The organism is uncultured Duncaniella sp. (genome assembly GCF_910577345.1).
In the GTDB taxonomy this organism is placed as follows: domain Bacteria; phylum Bacteroidota; class Bacteroidia; order Bacteroidales; family Muribaculaceae; genus Duncaniella.
Genome location: NZ_CAJTMT010000042.1, coordinates 1 through 24315, shown reverse-complemented (window position 1 = coordinate 24315; position 24315 = coordinate 1). Strand labels below are relative to the sequence as shown.

The 24315-nt window shown below is 51.3% G+C and carries 19 protein-coding genes and 1 pseudogene; 11 read left to right on the top strand and 9 right to left on the bottom strand.

Annotation, left to right across the window (positions count from 1 at the left end):
* Positions 1–111 precede the first annotated feature (111 nt).
* Entirely contained in the window at positions 112–1560 is a 1449-nt protein-coding gene (locus QZ310_RS12760) for a glycoside hydrolase family 28 protein (protein WP_297073459.1), read from the bottom strand.
* A 251-nt stretch (positions 1561–1811) separates the two neighbouring features.
* Between QZ310_RS12760 and QZ310_RS12755 the strand changes: the two genes are divergently transcribed.
* From QZ310_RS12755 to QZ310_RS12720, 8 genes are all read left to right on the top strand, one after another.
* The gene (locus QZ310_RS12755) at positions 1812–3545 is read left to right on the top strand and encodes a glycosyltransferase (RefSeq protein WP_297073463.1); all 1734 of its coding nucleotides are present in this window, start codon (positions 1812–1814) and stop codon (positions 3543–3545) included.
* A gap of 146 nt (positions 3546–3691) precedes the next feature.
* Complete coding sequence (glgP, locus tag QZ310_RS12750) at positions 3692–6250, top strand: alpha-glucan family phosphorylase (protein ID WP_297073457.1); 2559 nt, start codon at positions 3692–3694, stop codon at positions 6248–6250.
* A gap of 285 nt (positions 6251–6535) precedes the next feature.
* A complete protein-coding gene (locus tag QZ310_RS12745) occupies positions 6536–7339 on the top strand; it encodes a phosphatase PAP2 family protein (RefSeq protein ID WP_297073461.1) in 804 nt (267 codons plus the stop codon).
* A gap of 173 nt (positions 7340–7512) precedes the next feature.
* Positions 7513–8679 carry a porin gene (locus tag QZ310_RS12740; protein ID WP_297073455.1) on the top strand — a complete coding sequence of 389 codons (1167 nt, stop codon included), beginning with the start codon at positions 7513–7515 and terminating at the stop codon, positions 8677–8679.
* Between the two features lie 139 nt (positions 8680–8818).
* Entirely contained in the window at positions 8819–9034 is a 216-nt protein-coding gene (locus QZ310_RS12735) for a DUF3791 domain-containing protein (protein ID WP_297073452.1), read from the top strand.
* Entirely contained in the window at positions 9031–9504 is a 474-nt protein-coding gene (locus QZ310_RS12730) for a DUF3990 domain-containing protein (protein ID WP_297073450.1), read from the top strand. Before QZ310_RS12735 ends, QZ310_RS12730 begins: the two co-directional genes overlap by 4 nt.
* 3 nt (positions 9505–9507) lie before the next feature.
* The gene (locus tag QZ310_RS12725; RefSeq protein ID WP_297073447.1) at positions 9508–9735 is read left to right on the top strand and encodes a DUF3791 domain-containing protein; all 228 of its coding nucleotides are present in this window, start codon (positions 9508–9510) and stop codon (positions 9733–9735) included.
* Between the two features lie 61 nt (positions 9736–9796).
* A complete protein-coding gene (locus QZ310_RS12720) occupies positions 9797–10192 on the top strand; it encodes a hypothetical protein (RefSeq protein ID WP_297073445.1) in 396 nt (131 codons plus the stop codon).
* A gap of 361 nt (positions 10193–10553) precedes the next feature.
* Here QZ310_RS12720 and QZ310_RS12715 read toward each other — a convergent pair whose 3' ends face one another.
* From QZ310_RS12715 to QZ310_RS12690, 6 genes are all read right to left on the bottom strand, one after another.
* Positions 10554–11837 carry a serine dehydratase subunit alpha family protein gene (locus tag QZ310_RS12715; RefSeq protein ID WP_297073443.1) on the bottom strand — a complete coding sequence of 428 codons (1284 nt, stop codon included), beginning with the start codon at positions 11835–11837 and terminating at the stop codon, positions 10554–10556.
* Positions 11838–12135: 298 nt separating this feature from the next.
* Positions 12136–13020: a GTPase Era gene (gene era, locus QZ310_RS12710; RefSeq protein WP_297073441.1), complete on the bottom strand. Its 885-nt coding sequence runs from the start codon at positions 13018–13020 to the stop codon at positions 12136–12138.
* A 151-nt stretch (positions 13021–13171) separates the two neighbouring features.
* Positions 13172–14155 (bottom strand): beta-ketoacyl-ACP synthase III, encoded by a 984-nt coding sequence (locus tag QZ310_RS12705; RefSeq protein WP_297073438.1) that lies wholly within the window; start codon positions 14153–14155, stop codon positions 13172–13174.
* Positions 14156–14310: 155 nt separating this feature from the next.
* Complete coding sequence (rpmF, locus tag QZ310_RS12700; RefSeq protein WP_107032267.1) at positions 14311–14496, bottom strand: 50S ribosomal protein L32; 186 nt, start codon at positions 14494–14496, stop codon at positions 14311–14313.
* A 93-nt stretch (positions 14497–14589) separates the two neighbouring features.
* Positions 14590–15207: a DUF177 domain-containing protein gene (locus QZ310_RS12695; RefSeq protein WP_297073436.1), complete on the bottom strand. Its 618-nt coding sequence runs from the start codon at positions 15205–15207 to the stop codon at positions 14590–14592.
* A 160-nt stretch (positions 15208–15367) separates the two neighbouring features.
* Positions 15368–16015 (bottom strand): DUF6198 family protein, encoded by a 648-nt coding sequence (locus QZ310_RS12690; RefSeq protein WP_297073434.1) that lies wholly within the window; start codon positions 16013–16015, stop codon positions 15368–15370.
* Positions 16016–16359: 344 nt separating this feature from the next.
* Between QZ310_RS12690 and QZ310_RS12685 the strand changes: the two genes are divergently transcribed.
* On the top strand, positions 16360–17805 hold the full coding sequence (locus QZ310_RS12685) for an amidophosphoribosyltransferase (RefSeq protein ID WP_297073432.1): 1446 nt from the start codon (positions 16360–16362) through the stop codon (positions 17803–17805).
* A gap of 207 nt (positions 17806–18012) precedes the next feature.
* Here the strand turns inward: QZ310_RS12685 and QZ310_RS12680 are convergent, their stop codons facing one another.
* Both QZ310_RS12680 and QZ310_RS12675 read right to left on the bottom strand, forming a co-directional pair.
* Positions 18013–19242 carry an acyloxyacyl hydrolase gene (locus tag QZ310_RS12680; protein ID WP_297073430.1) on the bottom strand — a complete coding sequence of 410 codons (1230 nt, stop codon included), beginning with the start codon at positions 19240–19242 and terminating at the stop codon, positions 18013–18015.
* Positions 19232–20251, bottom strand: coding sequence for a hypothetical protein (locus QZ310_RS12675; RefSeq protein WP_297073429.1), 1020 nt, complete (start codon positions 20249–20251; stop codon positions 19232–19234). The genes QZ310_RS12680 and QZ310_RS12675 overlap by 11 nt, the downstream gene beginning before the upstream one ends.
* Positions 20252–20583: 332 nt before the next feature.
* On the opposite strand from QZ310_RS12675, the gene secD reads away from it, so the two are divergent.
* Both secD and QZ310_RS12665 read left to right on the top strand, forming a co-directional pair.
* Positions 20584–23463, top strand: coding sequence for a protein translocase subunit SecD (gene secD, locus QZ310_RS12670; protein ID WP_297073426.1), 2880 nt, complete (start codon positions 20584–20586; stop codon positions 23461–23463).
* Positions 23464–24073: 610 nt separating this feature from the next.
* A pseudogene (locus QZ310_RS12665) lies at positions 24074–24315 on the top strand (IS110 family transposase); the annotation flags it as partial.

Sequence of the window (24315 nt, the reverse complement as noted above, 5' to 3'; positions counted from 1 at the left end):
CTGAAATAAAAAACTTCTGTTTCTTCTGACCTTCTGTCCTATGTACCCTTCTCAGACGGGGGGCTTATCCGCCCCTTCTCAGTCAGGGATTTTCAGAGCGAAGGATTTTTCTTACATTGCGTTGCCGTTAATCTTGAGGTTGGTGAAGCGGAGGTCGGCAGCCTGACCGTTGAGGAGGAAAGCACCCTTCTCCACACCGTCGAAGCTCGAATTCTTCACCTCAATGTTAGTCACGTTGCAGCGGTCATCGTAAGCATCGATATAGACACCATACTGGCTCTTCTTGCAGTTCACGTTGTCGAGATAGACATTGCGCACGATAGGAGCATAGCCACGGTTGCAGATTTCTTTCGGATCATAGATGAGATTGATTTTCAGGACAGCTTCCTTGCACTGACCGACCTCAACGTTGCGGACATAGATATTCTCGATGATACCGCCACGGCAGTTGTTGGTCTTGATGCGGATGACGCGGTCAAGCAAGGGCGAATCCATCTGGCAGTTCTCCACGAAGAGGTTACGGTAGCCGCCTGAAATCTCGCTGCCGACAACGACGCCGCCGTGACCGTTCTTCATACGGCAGTTGCGCACGATGATATTCTCGGAGGGACGACCGTCGCGACCGTCGCGGTTACGACCGCTCTTGATAGCGATGCAGTCATCACCGGTGTCGAAATAGCAGCCTTCGATGAGCACATTCTTGCAGGCATCGGGGTCACAGCCGTCGCCGTTGGGGCCTTCGTTCTGGACATGCACGTTGCGGACAATCACATTGTCGCAGAGAGCGGGATGGATAACCCAGAAGGGTGAGCGGAGCATGGTGACACCCTCGATGAGCACATCCTTGCACTCCATGGGATTGACGAGCTGCACACGCATACCGTAGCCGTCGCCGAGGATGCGCTGCTCGACAGGCACACCCTTCTCGTTCCATTCGAGGAGGAGCGGACGGCCTATCTTCTGGGAGACGATGCCTTCCTTCCAGCCAAAGTGGGGTGCGCCACACATGCGCCACCAGTTTTCAAACTTGCCGCCACCGTCGAGCGTACCCTTGCCGGTAATGGCGATGTTCTGCTGCTGATAGGCATAGACCATAGGCTGATAGTTATAGCAATCGACACCTTCCCAACGGGTGCGGACGATGGGATACTCCTTGAGGTCGGGAGTGAAAAGGAGTGTGGCACCCTCTTCGAGATGGAGATTCACATTGCTCTTGAGAGTGATGGGGCCTGTGAGCCATGTACCCGCAGGGATGATGACACGGCCACCGCCTTCACGCGAGCAACGGTCAATGACCTTGTTGATAAGCTCGGTATAGAGATAGCCCTCGGTGTTCGACTTCTTTCCATACTTGAAGATGGGATAATCCTTGTCGCGGAAAGTCGGGGTCTTGATGGCCTTCTCGATTTCGGGATAGAGTTCGGCCCAAGCCTTTTCGGCATCCTGAGTGTAGCCCGCGATCTTCTCCTTTGCGGATTTGGACTGTGCCGAAGCGGTCCCGGCCAGGCCACCGCCACCGATCGCACATGCAAGCAGTAATGCAATAACTGATTTCTTCATGGTTTGTTTATTGTTAAAAATTCGTAAATTACCGATAATTTTATGTAAAAACTACGCTAAATCAGTGCAAATATAAGGAATCTCCCGCTAATAGCCAAAACCGGGCAGCCCGACACCACTTTCAGGCACTCCCTTGGAGGCTGTCGGGGCCTCCAGAGCGGTTTTTCATGTCATTTTTCTTGTATCTTGCTGATATTTACAAAAAAATGCGTAACTTTGCGCCTCGAAAACGTAAATATATCAGAAGAATGATGGACATTACACCTGCTGCACCTCAGGTCGACCTCTTGTTTGAGGTTAGCTGGGAGGTATGTAACAAGATTGGCGGGATTTACACCGTCCTGTCCACGAAGGCCAAGACACTTCAGAAACTTTATAACGACAAGACCGTTTTTATCGGCCCCGATGTCTGGACCGAAGAGAACCCCTCGCCCTGGTTCACAGAGTGCAACGTTGAAGGTCTCTCTTCATGGTCAAAGACCGCCAAGCTCCCCGAAGGAGTGAGCGTCAGAGTGGGCCGCTGGGATATACCCGGCCGTCCTATCGCAGTGCTTGTGAAATTCGACGGCATGTATGCTGTAAAGGATGAATTCTACGGAGAGATGTGGAAGCGCTTCGGCGTCGATTCTCTTCACGCCTACGGCGATTACGACGAAGGTTGCGCCTTCGCCCATGCCGCCGGAGTGGTCATCGAGTCGATAATCGCAAGCGGCTATGGCGCCAAGCTCACCCCGACAGGCAGAATCTCCCGCAAACACCGCAGCCGCATCGTGGCTCACTTCGACGAGTGGACAACCGGAATGGGACTCCTCTATGTGAAATGGAAACTCCCTCAGGTTGCAACCGTCTTCACCACCCACGCCACCAGCATCGGCCGCAGCATCTGCGGTAACAACAAACCCCTCTACGATTACCTCAAGGGATACAACGGCGACCAGATGGCCCGCGAACTCAACATGGAGGCCAAACACTCGCTTGAAAAGCGCGCGGCACACGCTGCCGACGTGTTCACCACCGTGAGCGACATCACCGCCGCCGAGTGTGAGCAGCTTCTCGAACGCCGCCCCGACGTTGTGACCCCCAACGGATTTGAAAAGAACTTCGTTCCCTCACCCTCTAAATTCCCCGCAGCCCGCAAGCAGGCCCGCGACCGTATGCTCACCGTCGCATCGGCCCTCACCGGCAAACGCATGGACGACAACACTTTCATCGTCGTCACCAGCGGACGCTGCGAATACCGCAACAAGGGTCTCGACCTCTTCCTTGACGTATGCGACAAGCTCAGAAACCGCAAACTCTGCCGCGACGTGCTTGCATTCGTCATGGTTCCCGCATGGGCAAAGGAAGCGCGCAAAGACCTCACCGACCGCATCGCAGGGATGAACAATACACCCTTCGTCAACGATGAGCAGGCCCTTGCCGATCCGGTTCTCACCCATTGGCTCAACAATCCGGACTCTGATGCGGTCAACTGCCGTATGCACCAGCTCGGATTCGCCAATCAGGACCCGAGAGTGACAGTCATCTACGTCCCCTGCTATCTCAACGGCAACGACGGAGTGTTCAATCTCTCGTACTACGACCTTCTTCCCGGCGCCGACGCGACCGTCTTCCCCTCCTACTATGAGCCGTGGGGCTACACGCCGCTTGAAAGCGTTGCCTTCGGTGTTCCCACCGTCACCACCTCCCTCTCCGGCTTCGGCCAGTGGGCACTCAAGACCTCAGAGAATTATTTCGACGAATGTGGAGTGAACGTGATCGGCCGCGGTGATTCGAACTATGAGAGCGTTGTAGACAACATTGCCCATTCCCTCGAATACCTGACTTGCGCTGACGAAAAAGAGATTAAGAAAATCCATAAGGCCGCCATGCACACCGCATCGGAAGCCGCATGGCCGAAATTCATGGTCTACTACGACGAAGCCTACGCCCTCGCCCTCTCGAAAGCGGAGGAAAGGACTCCCGCTGCGAAAAAGAGCAAGTAGACAATCTCTTTGAGACAGAATCCACAGCTGATTAGAGTAATACTTCAACACACCATTCAGTCTCTGATCTATCCGATCTAATTGCGTAAGGATATTGACAACATCATCTTACACAATCATATCAAGAAACATAACCTTTTAAGAATATGAAACTGCCCGTAAGCAAAACTAATGCCCCCGTGTGGCGCGACATCACAGTTAAATCTGTGCTCCCCGAGGCATTGAAACCCCTTGAAACCCTCTCACGCAACCTTTGGTGGGTGTGGAACAGTGCAGCGAAGAACCTCTTCCGCGACCTTGATCCCGACCTCTGGCGTGCAACCGGCGAAAACCCCGTAATGCTTCTCCAGCAGCTCTCCAACGAGCGCCTCGAAGAAGTGATGAAGGACGGCGAAATGATGGAACGCATCAAGGTGGTATTTGACATGTTCAACGACTACATGGCCAAGCCCATGCGCAAGGATATTCCCTCGGTATCTTACTTCTCGATGGAATATGGCCTCTGCAACTGCCTTAAGATCTACTCCGGTGGTCTCGGCGTACTCGCCGGTGACTACATCAAGGAAGCATCCGACAGTTGCGTCGACATGACAGCCATCGGCTTCCTCTACCGCTATGGCTACTTCACCCAGTCACTCAGCGTAGACGGCCAGCAGATTGCCAACTACGAGCCCCAGAACTTCAACCAGCTCCCCATCGAGCAGGTGACCGACGGCAACGGCCATCCCATGATTCTTGAAGTGCCCTTCCCCGGCCGCATCATCTACAGCCACATCTGGCGTGTGAACGTAGGCCGCATGAAGCTCTACCTTCTCGACACTGACTTCGACATGAACAGCGAATGGGACCGCCCCATCACCCACCAGCTCTACGGTGGCGACTGGGAAAACCGCATCAAGCAGGAATACCTCCTCGGCATCGGCGGTGTGCTCGCTCTCAAGAAGCTCGGCATCAACAACACCATCTACCACGCTAACGAAGGCCACGCCGCCCTCCTCAACCTCCAGCGTCTCGTTGACTACGTTGAGAAAGGCCTCGACTTCAACTCAGCTCTCGAGCTCGTCCGTTCGTCAAGCCTCTATACCGTACACACTCCCGTACCCGCAGGCCACGACTACTTCGACGAGGGTCTCGCCCACAAATATCTCAACGAATTCCCCGGCCGTCTCGGCATCTCTTGGCAGGACCTCATGAACATGGGCCGCGAGAACCCCGACAGCCAGGACCGCTTCTCAATGAGCGTGTTCGCTCTCAACACCTGTCAGGAAGCCAACGGTGTGAGCTGGCTCCACGGCGAAGTCTCGAAGAAGATGTTCGCAGGTGTATGGAAAGGCTACTCATGGGAAGAAAGCCATGTAGGCTACGTCACCAACGGTGTCCACATGCCGACTTGGGCTGCCAGCGAATGGAAGGCTTTCTACTCTGAGAAACTCGGCGACCAGGTGTTTGACCACCAGAGCGATCCCAAGGCTTGGGAAGGCATCTTCAAGGTGAAAGATGAAGAGATCTGGAACATGCGCACAATGATGAAGAACAAGTTCATCAACTTCGTGAAGCGTGACTTCAAGGCCAAGTGGCTTGCCAACCAGGGCGATCCCTCAGCCGTAATCAAGATTCTCGAGCGCATCAACCCCAACGCCCTCATCATCGGTTTCGCACGCCGTTTCGCAACCTACAAGCGTGCACACCTTCTCTTCACCGACCTCGACCGTCTCGCCCGCATCGTCAACAACGAGCAGTTCCCCGTGCAGTTCATCTTCTCGGGTAAGGCACACCCCGCCGACGGCGCAGGCCAGGGCCTCATCAAGCGCATCACCGAAATCTCGCGTATGCCTCAGTTCCAGGGCAAGATTATCTTCCTTGAGGACTACAACATGATTGTTGCCAAGCGTCTCGTGACCGGTGTCGACATCTGGCTCAACACCCCGACCCGTCCCCTCGAGGCATCCGGTACATCAGGCGAAAAGGCCGAGATGAACGGTGTGCTCAACTTCTCAGTGCTCGACGGATGGTGGTATGAAGGCTACAAGCTCGATGAAAAGGCCGGATGGGCCCTCACCGACAAGCGCACCTTCACCGACCAGAGCCAGCAGGACAAACTCGACGCAGCTACCATCTACTCAATGCTTGAAAACGAGATTATCCCCCTCTACTTCGCAAAGAACTCGAAGGGATATTCTCCCGAGTGGATCCAGTACATCAAGCGTTCAATCGGCCACATCGCTCCGCAGTACACCATGCAGCGCATGATCGAGGACTACATCGACCGTTTCTACGATCCCGAAGCAAAGCGTTTCCACAAGCTCTCTGCCGACAACAACAAGCTCGCTAAGGAAATCGCAGCATGGAAAGAGAAAGTCGCAGCCGCATGGGATGGCATCAAGGTTCTCGAAGTATCTACCGACCGCGACCTTACCCAGCACACTGAAAGCGGTCAGCAGTATGTCACCACCATCAAGATTGACGCCAACGGCCTCGCTGATGACCTCGCTCTCGAACTCGTCATCGACAAGGTTCACGACAATCAGGAAAGCCGCATCGGCAGCATTCCCTTCAAGGTTATCAGCAAGGATGGCAACATCGTGACATTCCAGCTCACCGACAAGTTCCGTGACCCGGGTGTGTTCCGCTACAGCTACCGCCTCTATCCCACTAATCCCGCACTTCCCCACCGTCAGGATTTCGCATTCGTGCGCTGGATCTAATTCCTGTTCCTGAAAACCCGACCTTATATCTTCAGCCCCTGCAACCTCAATCGGATGCAGGGGCTGATTTTATCCATAGACCCGCGACTTTTTCTGATAACATGCTAAAGAACATAAATAAACCTTAAACCAATTGAAAAACCATGCGTTTTTTTATAAAACGACCGCAACTTGGTATCCCTAATTCATCGCACGGCCGCAACTCCTCTCCTTACTTAACTTACGAATCTACTTCTTCTAAAAAACTAAAAAACATCAACCAACATGAAGACCTCATTCGTTTCTATGTTCCGCACATCGGCCTGCGCCATCCTGATGGCAATGACCGCATCTGTAGCATTCGCACAAGACGCACCCGCCAAGAAAGTAAAGGACCACCGCACCAATCCTGATGTGTTCTTCCTGCAGGAAGGCGATGTCCCCAACAGCTACCTCCTCCTTCCACCTCCACCGGACGGCGCATCAATCACCTTCCTCAATGACCAGGCCCGCTACACATGGGGCAAGACCATGCGCAACACTCCCCGTGGCGATCAGGCTGTCACCGACGCAAGAGTGGAAGGTAACGGTGTTCCCGAAGCATTCTCCGAGGCATTCGGTGTCGAAATCAATGAGGACACCCCTGAAATTCTGAAACTCGTCGTCGGCATGAGGGAAGATGCCGGAGACCTCGGAACACGCGAGGCAAAGAACTACTACAACCGTCAGCGTCCGTTCTCCTTCTACGAAGAAGACACCTGCAACCCCGAGCAGCAGGAGGAACTGTCGACCAACGGCTCCTATCCCTCAGGCCACACATCAATCGGATGGGCAACCGCACTCGTCCTTGCAGAAATCAATCCCGAACGCCAGAATGAAATCCTCAAACGCGGATATGAGATGGGCGAGAGCCGTGTCATCTGCGGCTATCATTTCCAAAGCGATGTCGATGCAGGACGCATCACCGGCGCAGTCACTGTAGCCCGCCTCCATGCCGACCCCCAGTTCCAGGCCCAGCTCGAAAAAGCCAAGAAGGAATTCAAGCAGTTGAAAAAAGCCGGTAAGGTTGCAAAGGGCACACCCGTCCCCACTCCCACAACAACCGACTGATAACTGACATCAGCCCCCATACGCTACAATCCCTGAACTCTTCTCCTCTCTCCTCACTCACGTTTACTACAGAACTCCAACACACACGTCCGCGTATATCACACACGGCGACATCAATTCTATCATACTCCACTCAAGCTTCTTTTTTACTTCTACTGAAAAACATGTCCGCTATGAAAAGTATCGTTTTAGCACTCGCTGCAACCGCATTATGCTCACTGACCGTCATGGCAGATGACGATGAGCCGAAATTCACAGTCAAACCGACAGGCCGCATACTCATGGACGGAGCCGTCTATCTCGGCGGAAACACCGGTGCCGAAGAGGCCGGTGACACAAAATTCGTCAATGGCGTCGCCATCCCCGATGTCCGTCTCGGCGCGAAAGCAAGCTATGGCAAATGGAAAGCCAAAGTCGACGTCGGCTTCGCCTACGGAAAGGTCGGTCTGAAGGACACTTATCTTGAATATGACTTCAACCCCTCCAACCTCATCCGCGTCGGTTACTTTGTCCCACAATGGGGTCTGAATTCCGAGACAAGCTCATCCATGAAGCAGACCTACGAGGAACCGACCTCCAACGAGTTCTTCTATGCCAATCCGCGACTACTCGCTGCCATGTGGGTATTCGACAAAGACCAGTATTTCGCAGGAACATCAATTTTCAGCGAAGCCGCCTCTATGACTCAGAACGCAACTGCGATGGGCAAACAGGCCTGGGGCGCACAGACCCGCCTCGTGTGGCGTCCGCGTCATGCCGACGGCGATGTCATCCAGATTGGCTCGTCATTCAACTATTCATCGCCGACTTCCGATGATCATACAGGCTTTGACTACACGGCCAACTTCCCGAGCCGAGTCTCGAAGGTGCCCCTCCTGTCGTCGAACATCACCAATGCCCGCGGCCTGTTCAAAATGACTCCCGAACTCCTGTTGATAAAAGGCAACTGGGCTCTTGAGGCGCAGTACTACTATATGAACGTGGCCCGCAAGGACGGTTTCAAAAACTATACGGCACAGGGTGCCTACGGAATGGTCCGCACACTTCTCATCGGTTCGCAATACACCTATTCTCACGCTGATGCCGGCGTGGCGACCCCCGCAAAAGGTTCTCTCGAATTTGTCCTCGGCTACAACTACACCAATGCCTCCGATGCGAAAGCCAAGGTGATGGGCGGTATCATGCACGATGTCAACTGCACCTTCAACTACTATATCAACTCATGGATGCTTGCCCGTCTGCGTTACTCCTACACGACAGTGCGTGACCGCGAAGTTGAAAACATGCTCCCCAAACGCCACGTCAACACCATCGAGGCCCGTCTCCAGATAATCTTCTAAATTCTTCAGTCATACAAAACATCATTCCCCTCCGCAACCGTCACCCGGACAATCGCGGAGGGGTTGCTTTTTATGATAAAACTCCTTATATTTGCAAATGTCGTTCCGACTCTAACCCCAATAAAAACCATTCCGCCCCATGACTCATGACCAACTTGATTTCGTGACATATTGCATCGGAAATGTCGCGGAGTTTCTTCACCTGGACCAGCAGACTGTCTATAGGATGTTGAAAACCTCCGGCATACTTACCGAATATATCATACCGGGATATGATGTGCTGCACACCTTCAGCGGGCAGTATATCACAACTGAAATCGTGGACTATATGCGGGAGAAAGGAGTCATCAAATGATAGTCTATCACACTTCAAATATTGAAATCATAAAGCCTGACATAAGATTTTCACGCGAAGGGCTTGATTTCGGAAAAGGATTCTATGTGACCAAACTGCGTGAACAAGCAGAAAAGTATGGTGACAGATTCAAATTAAGGGGAAAAGATGCTATCCTTAATATATATGATCTCGATGATCTTCCGGAAAATGTAATCACAAAGCAATTCTGTGATTACAACGAGGAATGGCTTGATTTCGTGATGGATAATCGTGCAGGAAAACTACCGTCTATTACTTACAGCGTGGTGGAAGGAGGCGTGGCCGATGATAAGATTTTCCGTACGATCGACCTTTATTTCTCAGGCGATATCACTAAGGAAGAAGCGCTCGGACGTTTGCGTTTCGAAAAGCCAAACAATCAGATATGTCTGCTTGACCAAAAAGTTATTGACAACCATCTTAAATTCATAAACTCAATCAGGCTTTAGACTATGACCGGAAAACAGACTGTTCTACAAATGAAATATGCCCGAATCATTGAGGGAATAGCAAAAAAGCTCAGCATTTCTTTGGAAAAGGCGCTGGACATGGTATATACATCTCAGACCCTTTCTCTGATTGACCAAAATATTGCTGACCTGCATTGCCGTAGTGATTTGTATCTTATCGATGAAATCATAAACGAGTATAACGAAAAATATAATAAATCTTTTAGATAAGAATATAAAACGGTCGGACCTTATATTTGCAAATGTCAAACCCAACTATAAACCAATCACAATGAAGAATTTGATATTTTTGTCAGGAGCGATCTTAACATTGATATTGCTTCCCTCCTGCAAGGATGTGGCTGTAAAAAGCATCGTTGATGCAGAGCGAGCGACTGTCAGGACTGACAGCATCGATATGGATTCAATCTCCGTTCCGGTTCTCACACCTGAACAACAGGAAGTGGCCCGTCAGGTCGCAATATTGCGTGACTATATCGAGGTTGAGGGCAATCATTACGTGTTGAAAATCTCAGAAGAAGACGCGTTGAAAGCCGGTGTCTCCCGTGAAGTTTATCGTGAGGTAGTGCAAGATTTAAAAACCGGTAACGAGAGTCTTGACGAAATTAAGGATGAGAATATTGAGTGGGAGTTGCTCCCCGTAAATGGTAAAAAGGATAAACGTTAATAGAATTACCGCTGCATTACACTATAACATCATCCAAATAGATGTAATATTATCACATTGCCGGATGGCGATAGGTAATATCAGGCATTTTCCACATCAACAATTATTCGAATTATCCGGAGGCGTGCGTTATTATCGGACATCTTCGATGCCCGTGGGGGATGTTATAACTTTTCCCCACATCGAGCGAAAATGCAATTTCGCCTTGCGGGTTTCATTGCATTTTCGCTCGATGTGGGGCTATGATTATTTTGCCGCTTCGCGGCTTACCGGCTACCATCCGGATTTAAAACTGTAAAATAAATCGAATATAGGGTCCGGTCGTTTTCTGTATGCGTGATACCTTTATGGCGAGTCAGGTTTATTTTGAGGTCATGATGCGAAGGACGAGACGGTCGGTCTCGTTCATGGCTTCGCGGCCGATGGATGTGAGATTGTGGATGGTCGCATCGACATCCTCGCTGATGATACCTTCGGTGGAGGTGACACATTTGCCGTTCATCGCGAGCATGGCCGACATCATGGCTGTAGAAACTCCGGAGGAAATCTTCAATGCGCAGGACGGTTTCGCACCGTCGCAAATCATGCCCGTAAGGTTTGCGACCATGTTCTTGACAGCAGCGCAGACCTCATTGAATCCTCCGCCCATCAGATAGACGATTGCAGCGGATGCGCCGGTAGATGCGACCACACAGCCGCAGAGAGCCGACAGACGGCCAAGACTCTGCTTGATATAGATGCTCGTGAGGTGGCTCAGTATAAGTGCGCGGATGGTCTGCTCCTCGGTGGCTTCCATGTCGGCCGCAAAACTGACAACAGGCATAGTGGCGGTGATTCCCTGGTTACCGCTTCCGGAATTGGACATGACAGCGACAGGCGCACCACCCATTCGGGCATCACAGGCTGCCGACGTGTAGGAAATCATGTGTTCGACGGGTGTGTCGCCGTAATATTTCAATCCATAGCGACGGATGGTGGCACCGAGCGAATGACCGTAGTCGCCTGAGAGCGCGGTCTGCGCGGCAGCCATGTTGAGGCGTTTTGCCTCCATGATAAATGAAATCTCATCAATCGGCGTTTCCGTTGCAAATTCATAGACCGTCGCGAGATCAAGCGCTATGTCGTCATGATTCTCAGCGCTGTCCCCTGCAATCTGCTCCTGAAGCAGAGTCTCGCCGTTCTTCTCAAGAAGGACGAAATGGGTGTGTTCACACGAGATTATCGCGCGGACACGGTTGCCCTCATCGTCTCTCACCGTCACGTCGACGTGAAGCTTGGAAGGAGCATTCTCATCATGGGAAATGCTTATATGGTCTTCGGAAATATAGCGCGATGCAAGTTCGACGGCCTCCGGAGTCACATCCTTAAGCACCTCCAGACCGTAGGCGGATTTTCCGACCAACGCTCCGAGAGCCATAGCAATCGGCAAGCCGATCATACCTGTGCCCGGAATACCGACACCCATGGCATTTTTCAGCATGTTGCCGCTCAAGGCAACTTCAATCCTCGACGGCATGGTGCCGAGAAGTTCTGTGGCTTTTGCCACACAAAGAGCCACTGCGACAGGCTCCGTACATCCGATTGCCGGAACGACCTCGCGGTTGATGAGCGCGATTATCTTTTCTCTCTTTGATTCACTTACCATATCTCTATTGTGATTTAAATAGGTATGCAGATATAAGGTTGATATTTGAAGCAAAGTTACGGCATTTGCCACACCCAAGCAAGTCCCGCAGAGTTAATTTCCCACGAAAGTGTTACGGATATGTAAATTTTGCGGTTTGATATATCACATAGCGCCACCCGGCACACCGAACAGACACCTGACAGGCAAAAAAACAGAGGTGCAATCAAAAGATTGACACCTCCACGACAACCGGACATCCATGCTTGTAATTAAGAATTTGCCGGCTGTCAAAAACGTTATATTCACCCGATTCCTACTATTCCAGATAGCCGAAGGAACGGAGTTTATTCTCACGGTTACGCCAGTTAGGCTCGACTTTCACGAACAGTTCGAGGAAGACGCTCTTGTCAAAGAACTTCTCGATGTCTTTTCGGGCCTCCATGCCGACCTTCTTGATTTTGCTTCCCTGATGACCGATGATGATACCCTTCTGGGAATCACGCTCGACATAAATGACGGCCATGATATGGATTGACTTCTCCTTCTCCTCGAATTTCTCGACGATGACCTCCACGGAGTAAGGTATCTCCTTCTCGTAGAGTGTCAGAATCTTCTCTCGGATGATTTCAGTGACAAAGAAACGGGCAGGCTTGTCGGTCAGCGCATCCTTTCCGAAATATGGAGCCGAAACCGGAAGAAGCTCGACTATGCGCTTGACAAGATTGTCGACATTGAATCCCTCCTTCGCTGAAACCGGGAAAATCTCGGCATTGGGGAGAATCCCCTGCCAGCGCTCGGTAAGTTCCTCCAGGTCAACCTGCACCTTGACAAGGTCAATCTTGTTGATGACAAGCAGCACGGGAATCTTTTCCTTGGCCACTTTTGCAAGGAAGTCAGCGTTCTTTGACGGATCCTCGACCACATCGGTCACATAGATAAGGACATCCGCATCAACGAGGGCACCCTCGCTGAAATTGAGCATACTTTCCTGAAGTTTATATTTGGGCTGGAGGACACCGGGGGTGTCGGAGAATACAATCTGATAGTCCGGAGTATTCACTATGCCCATGATGCGGTGGCGCGTTGTCTGCGCCTTGGAGGTTATGATACTGATACGTTCGCCGACGAGGTCGTTCATGAGGGTCGATTTTCCCACGTTAGGATTACCGACAATGTTGACAAATCCTGCTTTATGTTCCATATCGCTGATTTTCGTATTGATGATTATAATTTGACTTTGAGCCGTTTGCGGACTTGCGCCGCCGTTCGTTCGACAGGCTCTTGAATATAAACAAAAATAGCACCCGAAAAGATGCTATTTCTGCTTAAATTTCATAAGTCGGACAGGATTATCAAAGATCCCATACGATATACATCGCACCCCAGGTGAAGCCGGCACCGAAGGCTGTGAGGATGATGCGGTCACCCTTCTTCAGACGGTCCTGGTATTCGTCGAGACACAGGGGAATCGAAGCGGCAGAGGTGTTGCCATACTTCTCGATGTTGACAAGAACCTTGTCATTGTCGATGCCGAGGCGAGAGCCGACGGCCTCGATGATGCGGAGGTTGGCCTGGTGGGAAACGAACCAGTCGATATTGTCGACTGTGAGGTCGTTGCGCTTCATCACCTCAAGTGATGATTCGAGCATGTCGGTAACGGCGTTCTTGTAGACGTTGCGTCCGTCCTGGATGACGTAGTGCTGCTGTGCATCCACTGTCTCGTGTGACGCGGGAAGCACGGAGCCGCCTGCGGGCATCCAGAGGTGTTCGAGGCCCTCACCGTCGACGTGGAAAACACCGTCGATGATTCCGACATTTTCCTCAGTGGGTTCGAGGAGCATTGCTCCGGCACCGTCACCGAAGAGGGGACAGGTGGCGCGGTCCTGATAGTTGGTCATCGACGACATCTTTTCAGCGGCGACAACGACAACTTTCTTGCGCAGACCTGAACGGACGTAGGCAGAACCGTCCTCAAGCGCTACGAGGAAACCGGCACAAGCGGCCTGAATGTCGTAGGCGTAAGCGTTCTTGAGACCGAGCTGGTGGGCAATCACCGAACCGGTCGAGGGGAAACGGTAGTCGGGGTTGGAAGTTGCACAGATGAGAAGGTCAACTTCCTCAGGCTTGGTACCGGTGCGTTCGAGAAGTTTCTCGACGGCCTTGATGCCAAGATATGACGAACCTTTGCCGGGTTCGCGGAGGATTCGGCGCTCCTTGATGCCTACGCGGGTGGTGATCCACTCGTCGTTGGTATCGACCATCTTCGAGAGCATGTCGTTATCGAGGATGTCGTCAGGCGCGAAGGAAGCGAGTCCTGAAATTCGTGCGTGAAGCATAGCAAAATTTCTTTAAGAGATTAGCCGGAGGTTCATGTAACGGAATAAACCCACGCGCGGCTCTGACCGACCCGCCGTGGATGAACACTCCTGAAAATAAATTCATCCCGCAAGTCTGCCGGAGCCGCGCGAGATTCAAACGTCTGCGTCAGCTATTAGACTGCAGCTGTCTTTTCGATAGCGATGCGTCCGCGATAGTAACCGCATTCACCGCACACGGTGTGATAGAGATGCCATGAGCCGCAGTTGGGGCAAAGGGCGAGGGTGGGGACTACAGCCTTATCGTGAGTACGACGCTTTGCTGTACGGGTCTTTGATTGCTTGCGTTTAGGATGTGCCATGATTTATTATTATTTTTTGTTTTGCTTGATGAAATGTGAAAACAGATATATTTGCTAAATCTTAGTCGGAATATGTCGGTGAGCGGGAACCGGTCAGCCCTCCTGTCCCGATTGCTCGGACGAGAGCTTTTTCAGAGCGTCCCACCGCGAATCGGTCGGCTGCGAGGGTTCAGCAGGGCCATCGGTGTCGGGTGCTGACTCCATCGAGTCCATTTCGTCCATGAGCTGGTCGGTAAGCTCTGCATCCTCGTCGTCAATCTTGGTGGCGCGGTGCTTGCGGAGCAGGGCGCTCATTGCGCGGTTGCACTTGCCGAGAGGATGGACGTGCTTGACCGGGATGGCAAGCGAGGCGGTGTCGAAAATCATATACGACACGTTGAGCCAGTTGTCGCTCTCAGGGATGATTAGGAGCTCGTCTGTCTCAGAGTAGTCATCACCGAACTTGACTGCTATATCGTAGGTAGCGTCGATCGGCTGAATGAGGTCATCGAGACAGCGGTCACAGATGAGCGTGACAGTACCGGTGACATGGAAAGCAAGATCATAGATGTCATGCTTATGAGTCACCGTGAGCTTGACCGTGAGGTCAGCGTCGTGTATGTCGGCGCTCTCCATGTTCACGAAAAACTGCTTCCCTAAATGGTATTCAAACTCTTGGACACCTTCGGGAATGGTTTTCAAGGGGAGACGGAATTCTGAAAATTTTCCCACAACAATATTGGTTGAAAAAACTGCGCAAAGGTAGGCAAAAAGTTTTAGAAATCAAAACAAAACTCACCAAAACCACAATTTTAGCCTAAAACCGGCAAAAACATCAGCCTTGCGGCGAGAAAATTGCGCCTCTTCCAACAAAAAATCAACCGAATATGCGCTAACGCAGATGGAGAGGATTGACGATACGGGTGACTATGAAGCTGACAAGGGTTCCCGTCAAAACGGCGGCGATGACTGTGCCCTCACGCACTCCATCGATGTGTCCGCTCATTGCGAGGGAGCATCCGACGGCGAGCAGGACCAGCACCACATCAAAACGCACTTTCATTTTGCCGAATTCCTGATTGTAGCGTCGGGAAGCATATTTCACCACTCCCTCCGCACTCATTATGACCACGTTGGAACGCAGCTCGATGACAACTGCGACAGCCTGGACAAGACAGCCGAGCAACAACACCCCGACACGCCAGAGATAACCAGAAGGATGAAGCGATCCCACCATCGACATATTAATGTCAATGAAAACAGAAAACAGCAGTGAGAATGGAATCTGCATCAGAATCTCAAGGTAGTCCTTTTTCGAACCGAGACCACCGCGCAGCAACCAGAACTGAATGAGGATGATGACCATATTGAAAGCGAAAGTGGCCATTCCGAGTGAAAGCGGAGTATTGAGGGAAATGACATAGTTGAGAGAGGAAATCGGGGTCGTCCCGAGCGATGATACCACAATGAGCGAGATTGCAAGACCCAGAAGATAGAGTCCGAATGTAAATGCCGCGTAACGTACCGCTAATTCTTTCATATCGTAAATCTTTTAGTTAATGTAGTCATTCATGCCCTGCAGCCTCTCCGTCCGCGACCGGGGATACACCTTAAAATAATATGTTATAAAATAATATGCCTTTAGCATGATGATGCGTCAGGACTCTGGCGGCAGGCACCATGTGCCGTCTCCATCAAGGGGACAGGACACGTTGTTTCAATTCCGGACTGCAAAATTACTCAAATTCCTCCGGACTGTCAAATCTTTCCGCGCAATGAAAAAAATCCGTCTTTTTACCACATACCGAAAGCGGAGGGTTGAGAAATTTTGCTTACCTTTGCACTTTCATTTTTCAAAGCACCAATCATTAAGGAAAATCCACTATGGGAGGTTTCTTCGGCTCCATTTCGACCAAACCCTGTGTCAACGAACTTTTTTACGGCACAGACTACCACTCTCACCTCGGAACCAAACGTGCGGGTCTGGTCACATTCGACCCCGAACAAGGCTTCAACCGCACAATCCACAGTCTTGAACGCGATTATTTCCGCTCCAAATTTGAGGACGAGCTTGACCGCTTTGTCGGATGTCAGGGCCTCGGAGTAATCAGCGACACAGACCCTCAGCCCATCATCGTCAACTCGCATCTCGGGCGCTATGCAGTAGTAACAGTCGCTAAAATCAACAACATCCGTGACATCGCCGCAGAACTGCTGGCCGAGCGAATGCATTTCAGCGAGCTTTCAGCCAACAACATCAACCAGACAGAACTCGTCGCGCTGCTCATCAACATGGGCAAGGACTTCGTCGACGGCATCAACCTCGTCTACAAAAAAATCAAGGGTTCATGCTCAATGCTCATCCTGACGGAAGACGGCATCATCTGCGCACGCGACTATCTGGGACGCACCCCCATCGTCATCGGCAAGAAGGAGGATGGCTATGCCGCCGCAAGCGAGACTGCCGCATTCCCCAACCTCGGCTACACCACCGTGCGCGACGTAGGTCCGGGCGAAATCGTCCGTCTGCGCGCCGACAGCATGGAAGTGCTCCAGGCTCCCGCACGCCGCGAACAGATCTGCTCCTTCCTCTGGGTCTACTACGGCTTCCCCGCCAGCGACTATGAGGGAATCAATGTCGAGCACACCCGCGAGGCCGGTGGCCGCAAGATGGGTCAGGAAGATCCCACCGAGGCTGACTGCGTATGCGGAATTCCCGATTCAGGCGTAGGCCATGCCCTCGGTTATGCCGAAGGGCGCGGAATCCCCTACCGTCGCGCCGTGTTGAAATACACCCCGACATGGCCCCGAAGCTTCACACCGGGCAACCAATCGCGCCGCGACCTCGTGGCCAAGATGAAACTCATCCCCAACCGTGCCATCCTCGACGGCAAGCGTGTGGTGTTCTGCGACGACTCAATCGTCCGTGGCACGCAGCTCCGCGACAACGTCCGCACCTTCTTTGAATGTGGCGCCAAGGAGGTCCATGCACGCATCTCCTGCCCACCGCTGGTCTACGGCTGCCCCTTCATCGGCTTCACATCCTCAAAGAGCGACCTTGAACTCATCACCCGCCGCATCATCAAGGACTTTGAAGGCGACGATGCTGCCAAACTCAACATCTACGCCACAACCGGCACCCCGGAGTATGAGCGCATGGTCAAGGAAATAGCCCGTCAGCTCGAACTCACCACCCTCCAGTTCAGCAAAATCGAGAATCTCATCGAGAGCATCGGTCTTCCCAAATGCAAGCTCTGCACCCATTGCTTCGACGGCTCCGGCTGTCACCCCGACGAGGCATGGCGCGAAGACCATCCGGACGCTGAATAATCTGCTTTAAAATTTAACAGGGTACAGAAAAATTTATATGGTACAGAGATAATTTATAGGGTACAGAAATTCATAAATAACAGAAGTAACAGATTTTATTGTCTGCCATTGAAATTGCCAAGGTCAGAATTCGCCTTGACGCAAACGGCTCAATAAAATCTGTTACTTCTGTTATTTATGAATTTCTGTACCCTTTCTCTACGATTCTCAGCGGCGGTCGTGGAAACGGTAGCCCACGCCTATCATCAGATTGTTAGGATTCTTGAAACTGTTGAGCTGATAGCCGATATGCAGGAAGAAACTGCGCGTCAGATATGCCTTCAACGCAAGCACCTGATAGAAATTCTTCGCATCACTGTTGCCAATGAAATTGTAACCCATGCCGGCATTTATCGAGAAAATCGGCATGACAAGCTCACCACGCGCAGAAAGTCCCCAAGAGACCTGGCTGAAGAAGTCAGGACGGTAAAACTTGATTTCATCACCATACGTCCCCTCTACCCAGTGTTTCTTCAAGTCTGAACTCTCGTCGTACTGGACATCGAGAGACACACCGACACGGAAAAAGCGGTTGAAATTATACATCGGAGCAAAATTCAATCCGGCGATGCCGAAGTGACCCGGCAGAATCTCAGCGCCACTGACATCAAGCACCTTCTTGCGGACTGCACCATAGGCCACCAAATCGTAGCTGACATGCGGACGGAAGGATCCGGTATCGGCATTGTCGACAAGCGTCTGCAGTGACTTCTCACCATCGAAGGTGTAGGTGACACCAAGCCGTCCGCCGATGGAGTTGACACCGGGATTCGGGAGCGAGGTGTTGCCGTTGGAGTAATGCGTGAGGTCCACACCCGCCGTCAGCTTCCAATCGCGGTTCAATCTGTAGCTCAACATGAAGCCAAGATTAATATAGGCATTGACAGGCGAACCAACAATCAGATTAATAGGCTGCTCCCAATTGTCGGTAAACTTCTTCCACCCGAAAGATGCACCGAAATTCCACTCGTAGTCAAACGTCAGCCCGGGAGCCAGACTGAATATCGGCGCGCCTTGAAACAGATAGGCACTTACAGGTAGGCCGGTAGCCTGATTGTCAAAAAATGTCGTCGCAGCAACGCCTATTCCCTGATATGCACCGGGATAAAGACGACCTTCACGGGTGGCGGAAGAATAGGAGAATGAATATTTCAGATGGGCCGATGCTCCGGCATCGCGTGCAGGAGTGCCATAATATGTGTTCTCGACCGCACCGCGAGCAGGAGCAACGTATGCTCCACGGAAATCCATCCCGACATGATGGACCACACTGCGCCCCATCGCTGATGAGTCACTTTCAATCGGTTCAGTGGCTATCGCCGACATTCCGGAAGAAAGTGCAACCATAAGCGCGACACCTTTCAGTCCGAGCATCCGTTTCATGCGTTTAGTTTCCATCGTCATAACTGTAATTGAATTTTTCATCCTTAAACTCAATCTTGTAGCCAAAAGCCTGCGAGACATGCACACTCATGACAAATCGCTTTTCGCTCCCCGTAACGGTGTTTTCGGTCACAAGAGTCGCAGAAGTGCTGATAAGGATTCTATCCACATCGAGGTAAGCTGTCACCACCATCATCGCAGGAACGGACACATCATAGACCTTATAGAAGCTGTCGGCAGTGACAAGCGACGCATCGTCAGGTGCGACAAATTGGCTTCCTGTCTTCAGCGGAACTCTGCAGTCAAAGAAGGAGGCACGGCGTTCAGCACCGGAGAATGTCGGAATCAATGCCTTGTAATCACCAAACTCAATCTTAGACTCATCATAGTTTAGATCTGAAAACTGAAAGGTTACAATCGTCCGGCATAGATTTTCCACGGAATAAGTGTAAGGGACAGGATGATTCGTTGCGTTGCCCAACACAGATTGTACATAATGATTACTCCCTGTCTTGGTCCGAATCGAAGCATCATATATAAGTTCTTTTACCTTTAGTACCGGAGGCTCGTCCAATGATGATTTCATGACAAATGTTATCTGAAATTCCCTGCCGTAAGTGTATGAGAGACGGACTACACATAATGCATCCTCACCCAACACATTTTCAATTGACCTCAGTTCAATCCAGCCTGTCTCACTCCCGGTAATCTCAAAACTGACATCGCTGTTCTCAGCTGTCAATCTGGTTATGAACGGCTGGGAGGTTCTGGCATCGAAAAGCGACATCTCTTTAGCATCCTTATAGGTGGCAAACACATCGCCTGACGGGAGATATTTCACACAGTCATAAGCAGCCCCGAAGAACATAGCCTTGACCTCCCTCAGACCATCGGTCGGGAAGCTGAACGAAGCGGATTCACCCGGAGCCACGACGGTCCTGCTATCCTCAGGGAAGTCAACTTCGTCAATAAATAAATCGCTGTTGCACCCTGTGAGCAGAAGTAGAATCCATAGAGGCAACAATTTTAAGCATAATGTATTCATTAAACTATATCTTGCTGTGTTTTTTTAGAAATCCTGTCACTGACGTTGGCAGGCAGATTGAAACGGACAAAGATAACTAAATGCGCCGTATCTATCTATAAAAACATCAAAAATTTAGATTATTTAGCTTTATCCCTACCTGTGAGCAACCGATATGCTTAAATAATAGGGCAAAAAGCCGACACAAATAGTGCTAATTAAAAGAAAATTCGTATATTTGCAAGCTGAAATTAGGGGACAACTCCCTTTTTCCATGAAAACCAATCAAAAAAATTATTCACTAACTCTTTTTAATACATCACTTTAACCACATGCAAAGCAAAGGATCTTTGGGAAGTGTTGTCGCAGGCGTGATTGCCATATTCATGGTACTCATCTGCTTATTCTACCTTTCGTTCACCATGGTGACCAACCACTATGAGAAGAAAGCCTCCGAATATGCAGCCATCGAAGCAGCCAAGGACAACAACAGCCCTGAAACTAAACGTAAAGCCTACAGCGAGTACATCAAAAACATCGCTAACGAGAAGGTTTATTTAGGCTATACCTTTAACGAAGTACAGAAACTCGGCGTAGGCCTCGGTCTTGACCTCAAAGGGGGTATGAACGTCACCCTCCAGGTTTCAGTCCCCGACATCCTTCGCTCCATGGCCAACGCAGAGGGCAACCCCTACTTTGACCGTGCGGTAGCCGCCGCCGACTCAATCACCCGTGCCAACAAGAGCAACGACTTCATCGACGTGTTCTGCAACGAATACCGCAAGCTCGACCCCCAGGGCGACCTCTCTGTCGTGTTCAAGGACCAGGTGAAGCGCGGCGACAACATCGACGCTATCAAAAATTCACTCCGTCAGGAAGTGAAAGACCGCGTCAGCAGCTCGACCAACGTGCTCCGCACCCGTATCGACCAGTTCGGCGTCGTTGCCCCCAACATCCAGGAACTTGAAAAGGACGGCCAAATCCTCCTCGAACTTCCCGGTGTGAAAGAGCATGACCGTGTCCGCGAACTTCTCAAATCAAGCGCCAACCTCGAATTCTACGAGACCGCCCAGTTCGCCGACATCGCTCCGATGCTCCAGACCCTCGATAACGCACTCCGCAACGATTCGACCAACAACGGCAAGGGTCTCTTCGACTACTTCGTGCAGGTAGGCGGCCCGACAATCACTGTCGGCTCTGCAATCGACACCTCACGCGACACCATCGACGCAATCCTCGCATCACCCGTCGCCAAGGGCATCATCCCCGCCAACATCAAGCTCGCTTGGGAATTCAAGCCCCAGACCGTGCAGATTGACGACTCTGTCCGTGGCAAGCGCAACGTCAACATCTATCAGCTCGTTGCCCTCAAGACTGCCAACGGCAAACCCGCTCTCAGCGGCGACGTCATCACCTCGGCCACCAGCGACTACGACGCAATGCAGGGTGGTAACTACGTTTCGATGAACATGAAGCCCGATGCAGCCCGCCAGTGGGCCCGCATCACTGCAGCCAACCTCAACAAGCAGGTGGCAATCGTGCTCGACAACCAGGTTTACTCAGCTCCTAACGTAAACTCTGTAATCGAGGGCGGACGTTCACAGATTACAGGCAACTTCACCACCGACGAGGCAAAGGACCTTGCCAACGTGCTCAAGAGCGGTAAGATGGCAGCCAAGGTCGACATCATCTCCGACACCGTCATCGGTCCGTCGCTCGGTGAGCAGGCCATCAAGGACGGTATGTGGTCATTCATCGTGGCCATCGTGCTCCTCATGGTCTTCATGTGCCTCTTCTACGGCTTCATTCCCGGCCTCATCGCCAACGTCGCACTTATCTTCAACATCTTCTTCACATTCGGTATCCTCGCCTCCTTCCAGGCAGTGCTGACCCTCTCGGGTATCGCCGGTATCGTGCTTGCACTCGGTATGGCGGTCGACGCGAATGTGCTTATCTATGAGCGTACCAAGGAAGAGCTTCGCGCAGGCAAGAGCATCCGCACCGCAATCGCCGACGGTTACTCCAACGCCTTCTCCGCTATCTTCGACTCCAACCTTACCTCTATCATCACCGGTGTGATCCTCCTCCTCTTCGGTACAGGTCCCATCAAGGGCTTCGCCACCACCCTCATCATCGGTATCATCTGCTCGTTCTTCACTGCGGTTTATCTGACACGCCTCATCTACATTATGTGTGCCAAGACCAAACCCTTCGAGAAGCTCACCTTCACCACCCCCCTCTCGGCCAAGATGTTCTCCAACACCAACATCAACTTCCTCGGCGCCCGCAAGGTCAGCTTCGGAATCGTAGGTGCTGTGGTCCTCGTGGTCATCATCTCCTTCTTCGCCCGCGGTCTCAATCAGGGTATCGACTTCTCAGGTGGTCGCAACTACGTTGTTCAGTTTGACCATCCCGTCAAGACCCACGAGCTTCAGGCTCAGCTCGCACCCCTCTTCGACGGTGCCCAGCTCAGCGTCATCACCATCGACGACGACACCAAGGTCCGCATCTCAACCAACTATAAGATTGACTCTGACGAAGAGGGTATCGACAACGAAATCACCCAGATTCTCTACAAGGGTCTCCAGAACGAGCTCAACGGCATGAGCATCGAGGACTTCTCGACAACCAACGAGAACATCGGTATCATGTCATCGCAGAAGGTAGGTCCGACCGTGGCCAACGACATGCGCACTGACGCCTATATCGCCGTCATCCTCGCGCTCCTCGCCATGTTCTTCTACATCCTTCTCCGTTTCCGCAACATCGCCTTCTCGCTCGGCGCACTCGCAGCCGTTGCGTTCACCGCATTCACCATCATCGGTTTCTACTCGCTCTTCTGGGGCGTATTCCCCTTCGCAATGGAAATCGACCAGTCGTTCATCGCCGCTATCCTCACCGTTATCGGTTACCAGATCAACGACACCGTGGTGGTCTTCGACCGTGTCCGCGAGAATGTAGGTCTCTATCCCAAGCAGAACTTCTTCACCACCATCAACTCTTCAATCAACTCAACACTCGGACGTACGATCATGACCTCATCGTCAACCCTCCTCGTACTTCTCTGTATCTTCATCCTCGGTGGTGATGCCATCCGCTCCTTCGTGTTCGCAATGATCTTCGGTGTAATCATCGGCACACTCGCAACCATCTACGTTGCAGCACCCGTCGCTTACCTCACCGATGCCCGTCGCAGCTCAAAGAAAGCATAAACCCGTCTGACATCCCCAACCTCCACGCGAGATAACCCTCCCCGCGAGATAATTATCCTCCACGCGAGGTTACAATAACCTAACCGGTCCATCCGAGAATCCTCGGATGGACCGGTTTTTTTGATACAAACGGTTTTTCTGATAGAAACGGTTTTTCTGATACATATTTTTTTGATACATAAGAACATAAGCCAAATAAGAAACAGAAGTTTTTTTATATATTCTAATTTATATCCAAGTAATTAAGCCCAAGGAATTTAACCACAAACAATTTAAGGCCAAGTGGTCTAGTCTCAAGTGATTCAAACCCATACAAGCTGCGAAGTCCCAATGGAGATTCCATCACCAGCTTAAATAAAAATAACAAAAGACAAGCTGTAAAACCGCGTCGAGCGGTTTTACAGCTTTTTGTGAGCTGACACGCAGCTTCTGCGAAGTCTTTTCGCTTCAATTTAGTAAATTTGAGCCGGAATAGAAGCCATCGCTGCACTGGCCTGTCAAAGCCAATGCGAAGTGTGACTCATGTGTTTTGAAGAACTTAAATTGGTCGATAGAGGCCGTATAGCAGAATTCACATTCTAAAAAACACTATTCCTTTTTTATATTTACAATGGCAAAGAAAAGAAAAATTCAGCAAAACACCAAAAGTTCCGGATTGGAGATTACACATCCTGACACAGCAGGCATTGATGTAGGGAAAGATCTTATGCAGGTGAGTGTGCCTGCAGACCGCTGCCTACAGAGTAACCGATGTTTCAAGACATTCACAAAAGATCTCCTGGAGATTGTCCAATGGCTCAAGGATTGCAACATCAAGCGCGTCGTAATGGAATCAACTGGAGTATATTGGAT

Excerpts from the sequence above, each read along its gene's own strand:
- QZ310_RS12735 (WP_297073452.1), top strand. The coding sequence starts at position 8,819 with ATGACTCATGACCAACTTGATTTCGTGACATATTGCATCGGAAATGTC.
- QZ310_RS12715 (WP_297073443.1), bottom strand. The coding sequence starts at position 11,837 with ATGGTAAGTGAATCAAAGAGAGAAAAGATAATCGCGCTCATCAACCGC.
- QZ310_RS12720 (WP_297073445.1), top strand. The coding sequence starts at position 9,797 with ATGAAGAATTTGATATTTTTGTCAGGAGCGATCTTAACATTGATATTG.
- secD (WP_297073426.1), top strand. The coding sequence starts at position 20,584 with ATGCAAAGCAAAGGATCTTTGGGAAGTGTTGTCGCAGGCGTGATTGCC.
- era (WP_297073441.1), bottom strand. The coding sequence starts at position 13,020 with ATGGAACATAAAGCAGGATTTGTCAACATTGTCGGTAATCCTAACGTG.
- rpmF (WP_107032267.1), bottom strand. The coding sequence starts at position 14,496 with ATGGCACATCCTAAACGCAAGCAATCAAAGACCCGTACAGCAAAGCGT.
- QZ310_RS12725 (WP_297073447.1), top strand. The coding sequence starts at position 9,508 with ATGACCGGAAAACAGACTGTTCTACAAATGAAATATGCCCGAATCATT.
- QZ310_RS12755 (WP_297073463.1), top strand. The coding sequence starts at position 1,812 with ATGGACATTACACCTGCTGCACCTCAGGTCGACCTCTTGTTTGAGGTT.
- QZ310_RS12705 (WP_297073438.1), bottom strand. The coding sequence starts at position 14,155 with ATGCTTCACGCACGAATTTCAGGACTCGCTTCCTTCGCGCCTGACGAC.
- QZ310_RS12685 (WP_297073432.1), top strand. The coding sequence starts at position 16,360 with ATGGGAGGTTTCTTCGGCTCCATTTCGACCAAACCCTGTGTCAACGAA.
- QZ310_RS12690 (WP_297073434.1), bottom strand. The coding sequence starts at position 16,015 with ATGAAAGAATTAGCGGTACGTTACGCGGCATTTACATTCGGACTCTAT.
- QZ310_RS12745 (WP_297073461.1), top strand. The coding sequence starts at position 6,536 with ATGTTCCGCACATCGGCCTGCGCCATCCTGATGGCAATGACCGCATCT.
- QZ310_RS12740 (WP_297073455.1), top strand. The coding sequence starts at position 7,513 with ATGAAAAGTATCGTTTTAGCACTCGCTGCAACCGCATTATGCTCACTG.
- QZ310_RS12680 (WP_297073430.1), bottom strand. The coding sequence starts at position 19,242 with ATGGAAACTAAACGCATGAAACGGATGCTCGGACTGAAAGGTGTCGCG.
- QZ310_RS12730 (WP_297073450.1), top strand. The coding sequence starts at position 9,031 with ATGATAGTCTATCACACTTCAAATATTGAAATCATAAAGCCTGACATA.
- QZ310_RS12760 (WP_297073459.1), bottom strand. The coding sequence starts at position 1,560 with ATGAAGAAATCAGTTATTGCATTACTGCTTGCATGTGCGATCGGTGGC.
- glgP (WP_297073457.1), top strand. The coding sequence starts at position 3,692 with ATGAAACTGCCCGTAAGCAAAACTAATGCCCCCGTGTGGCGCGACATC.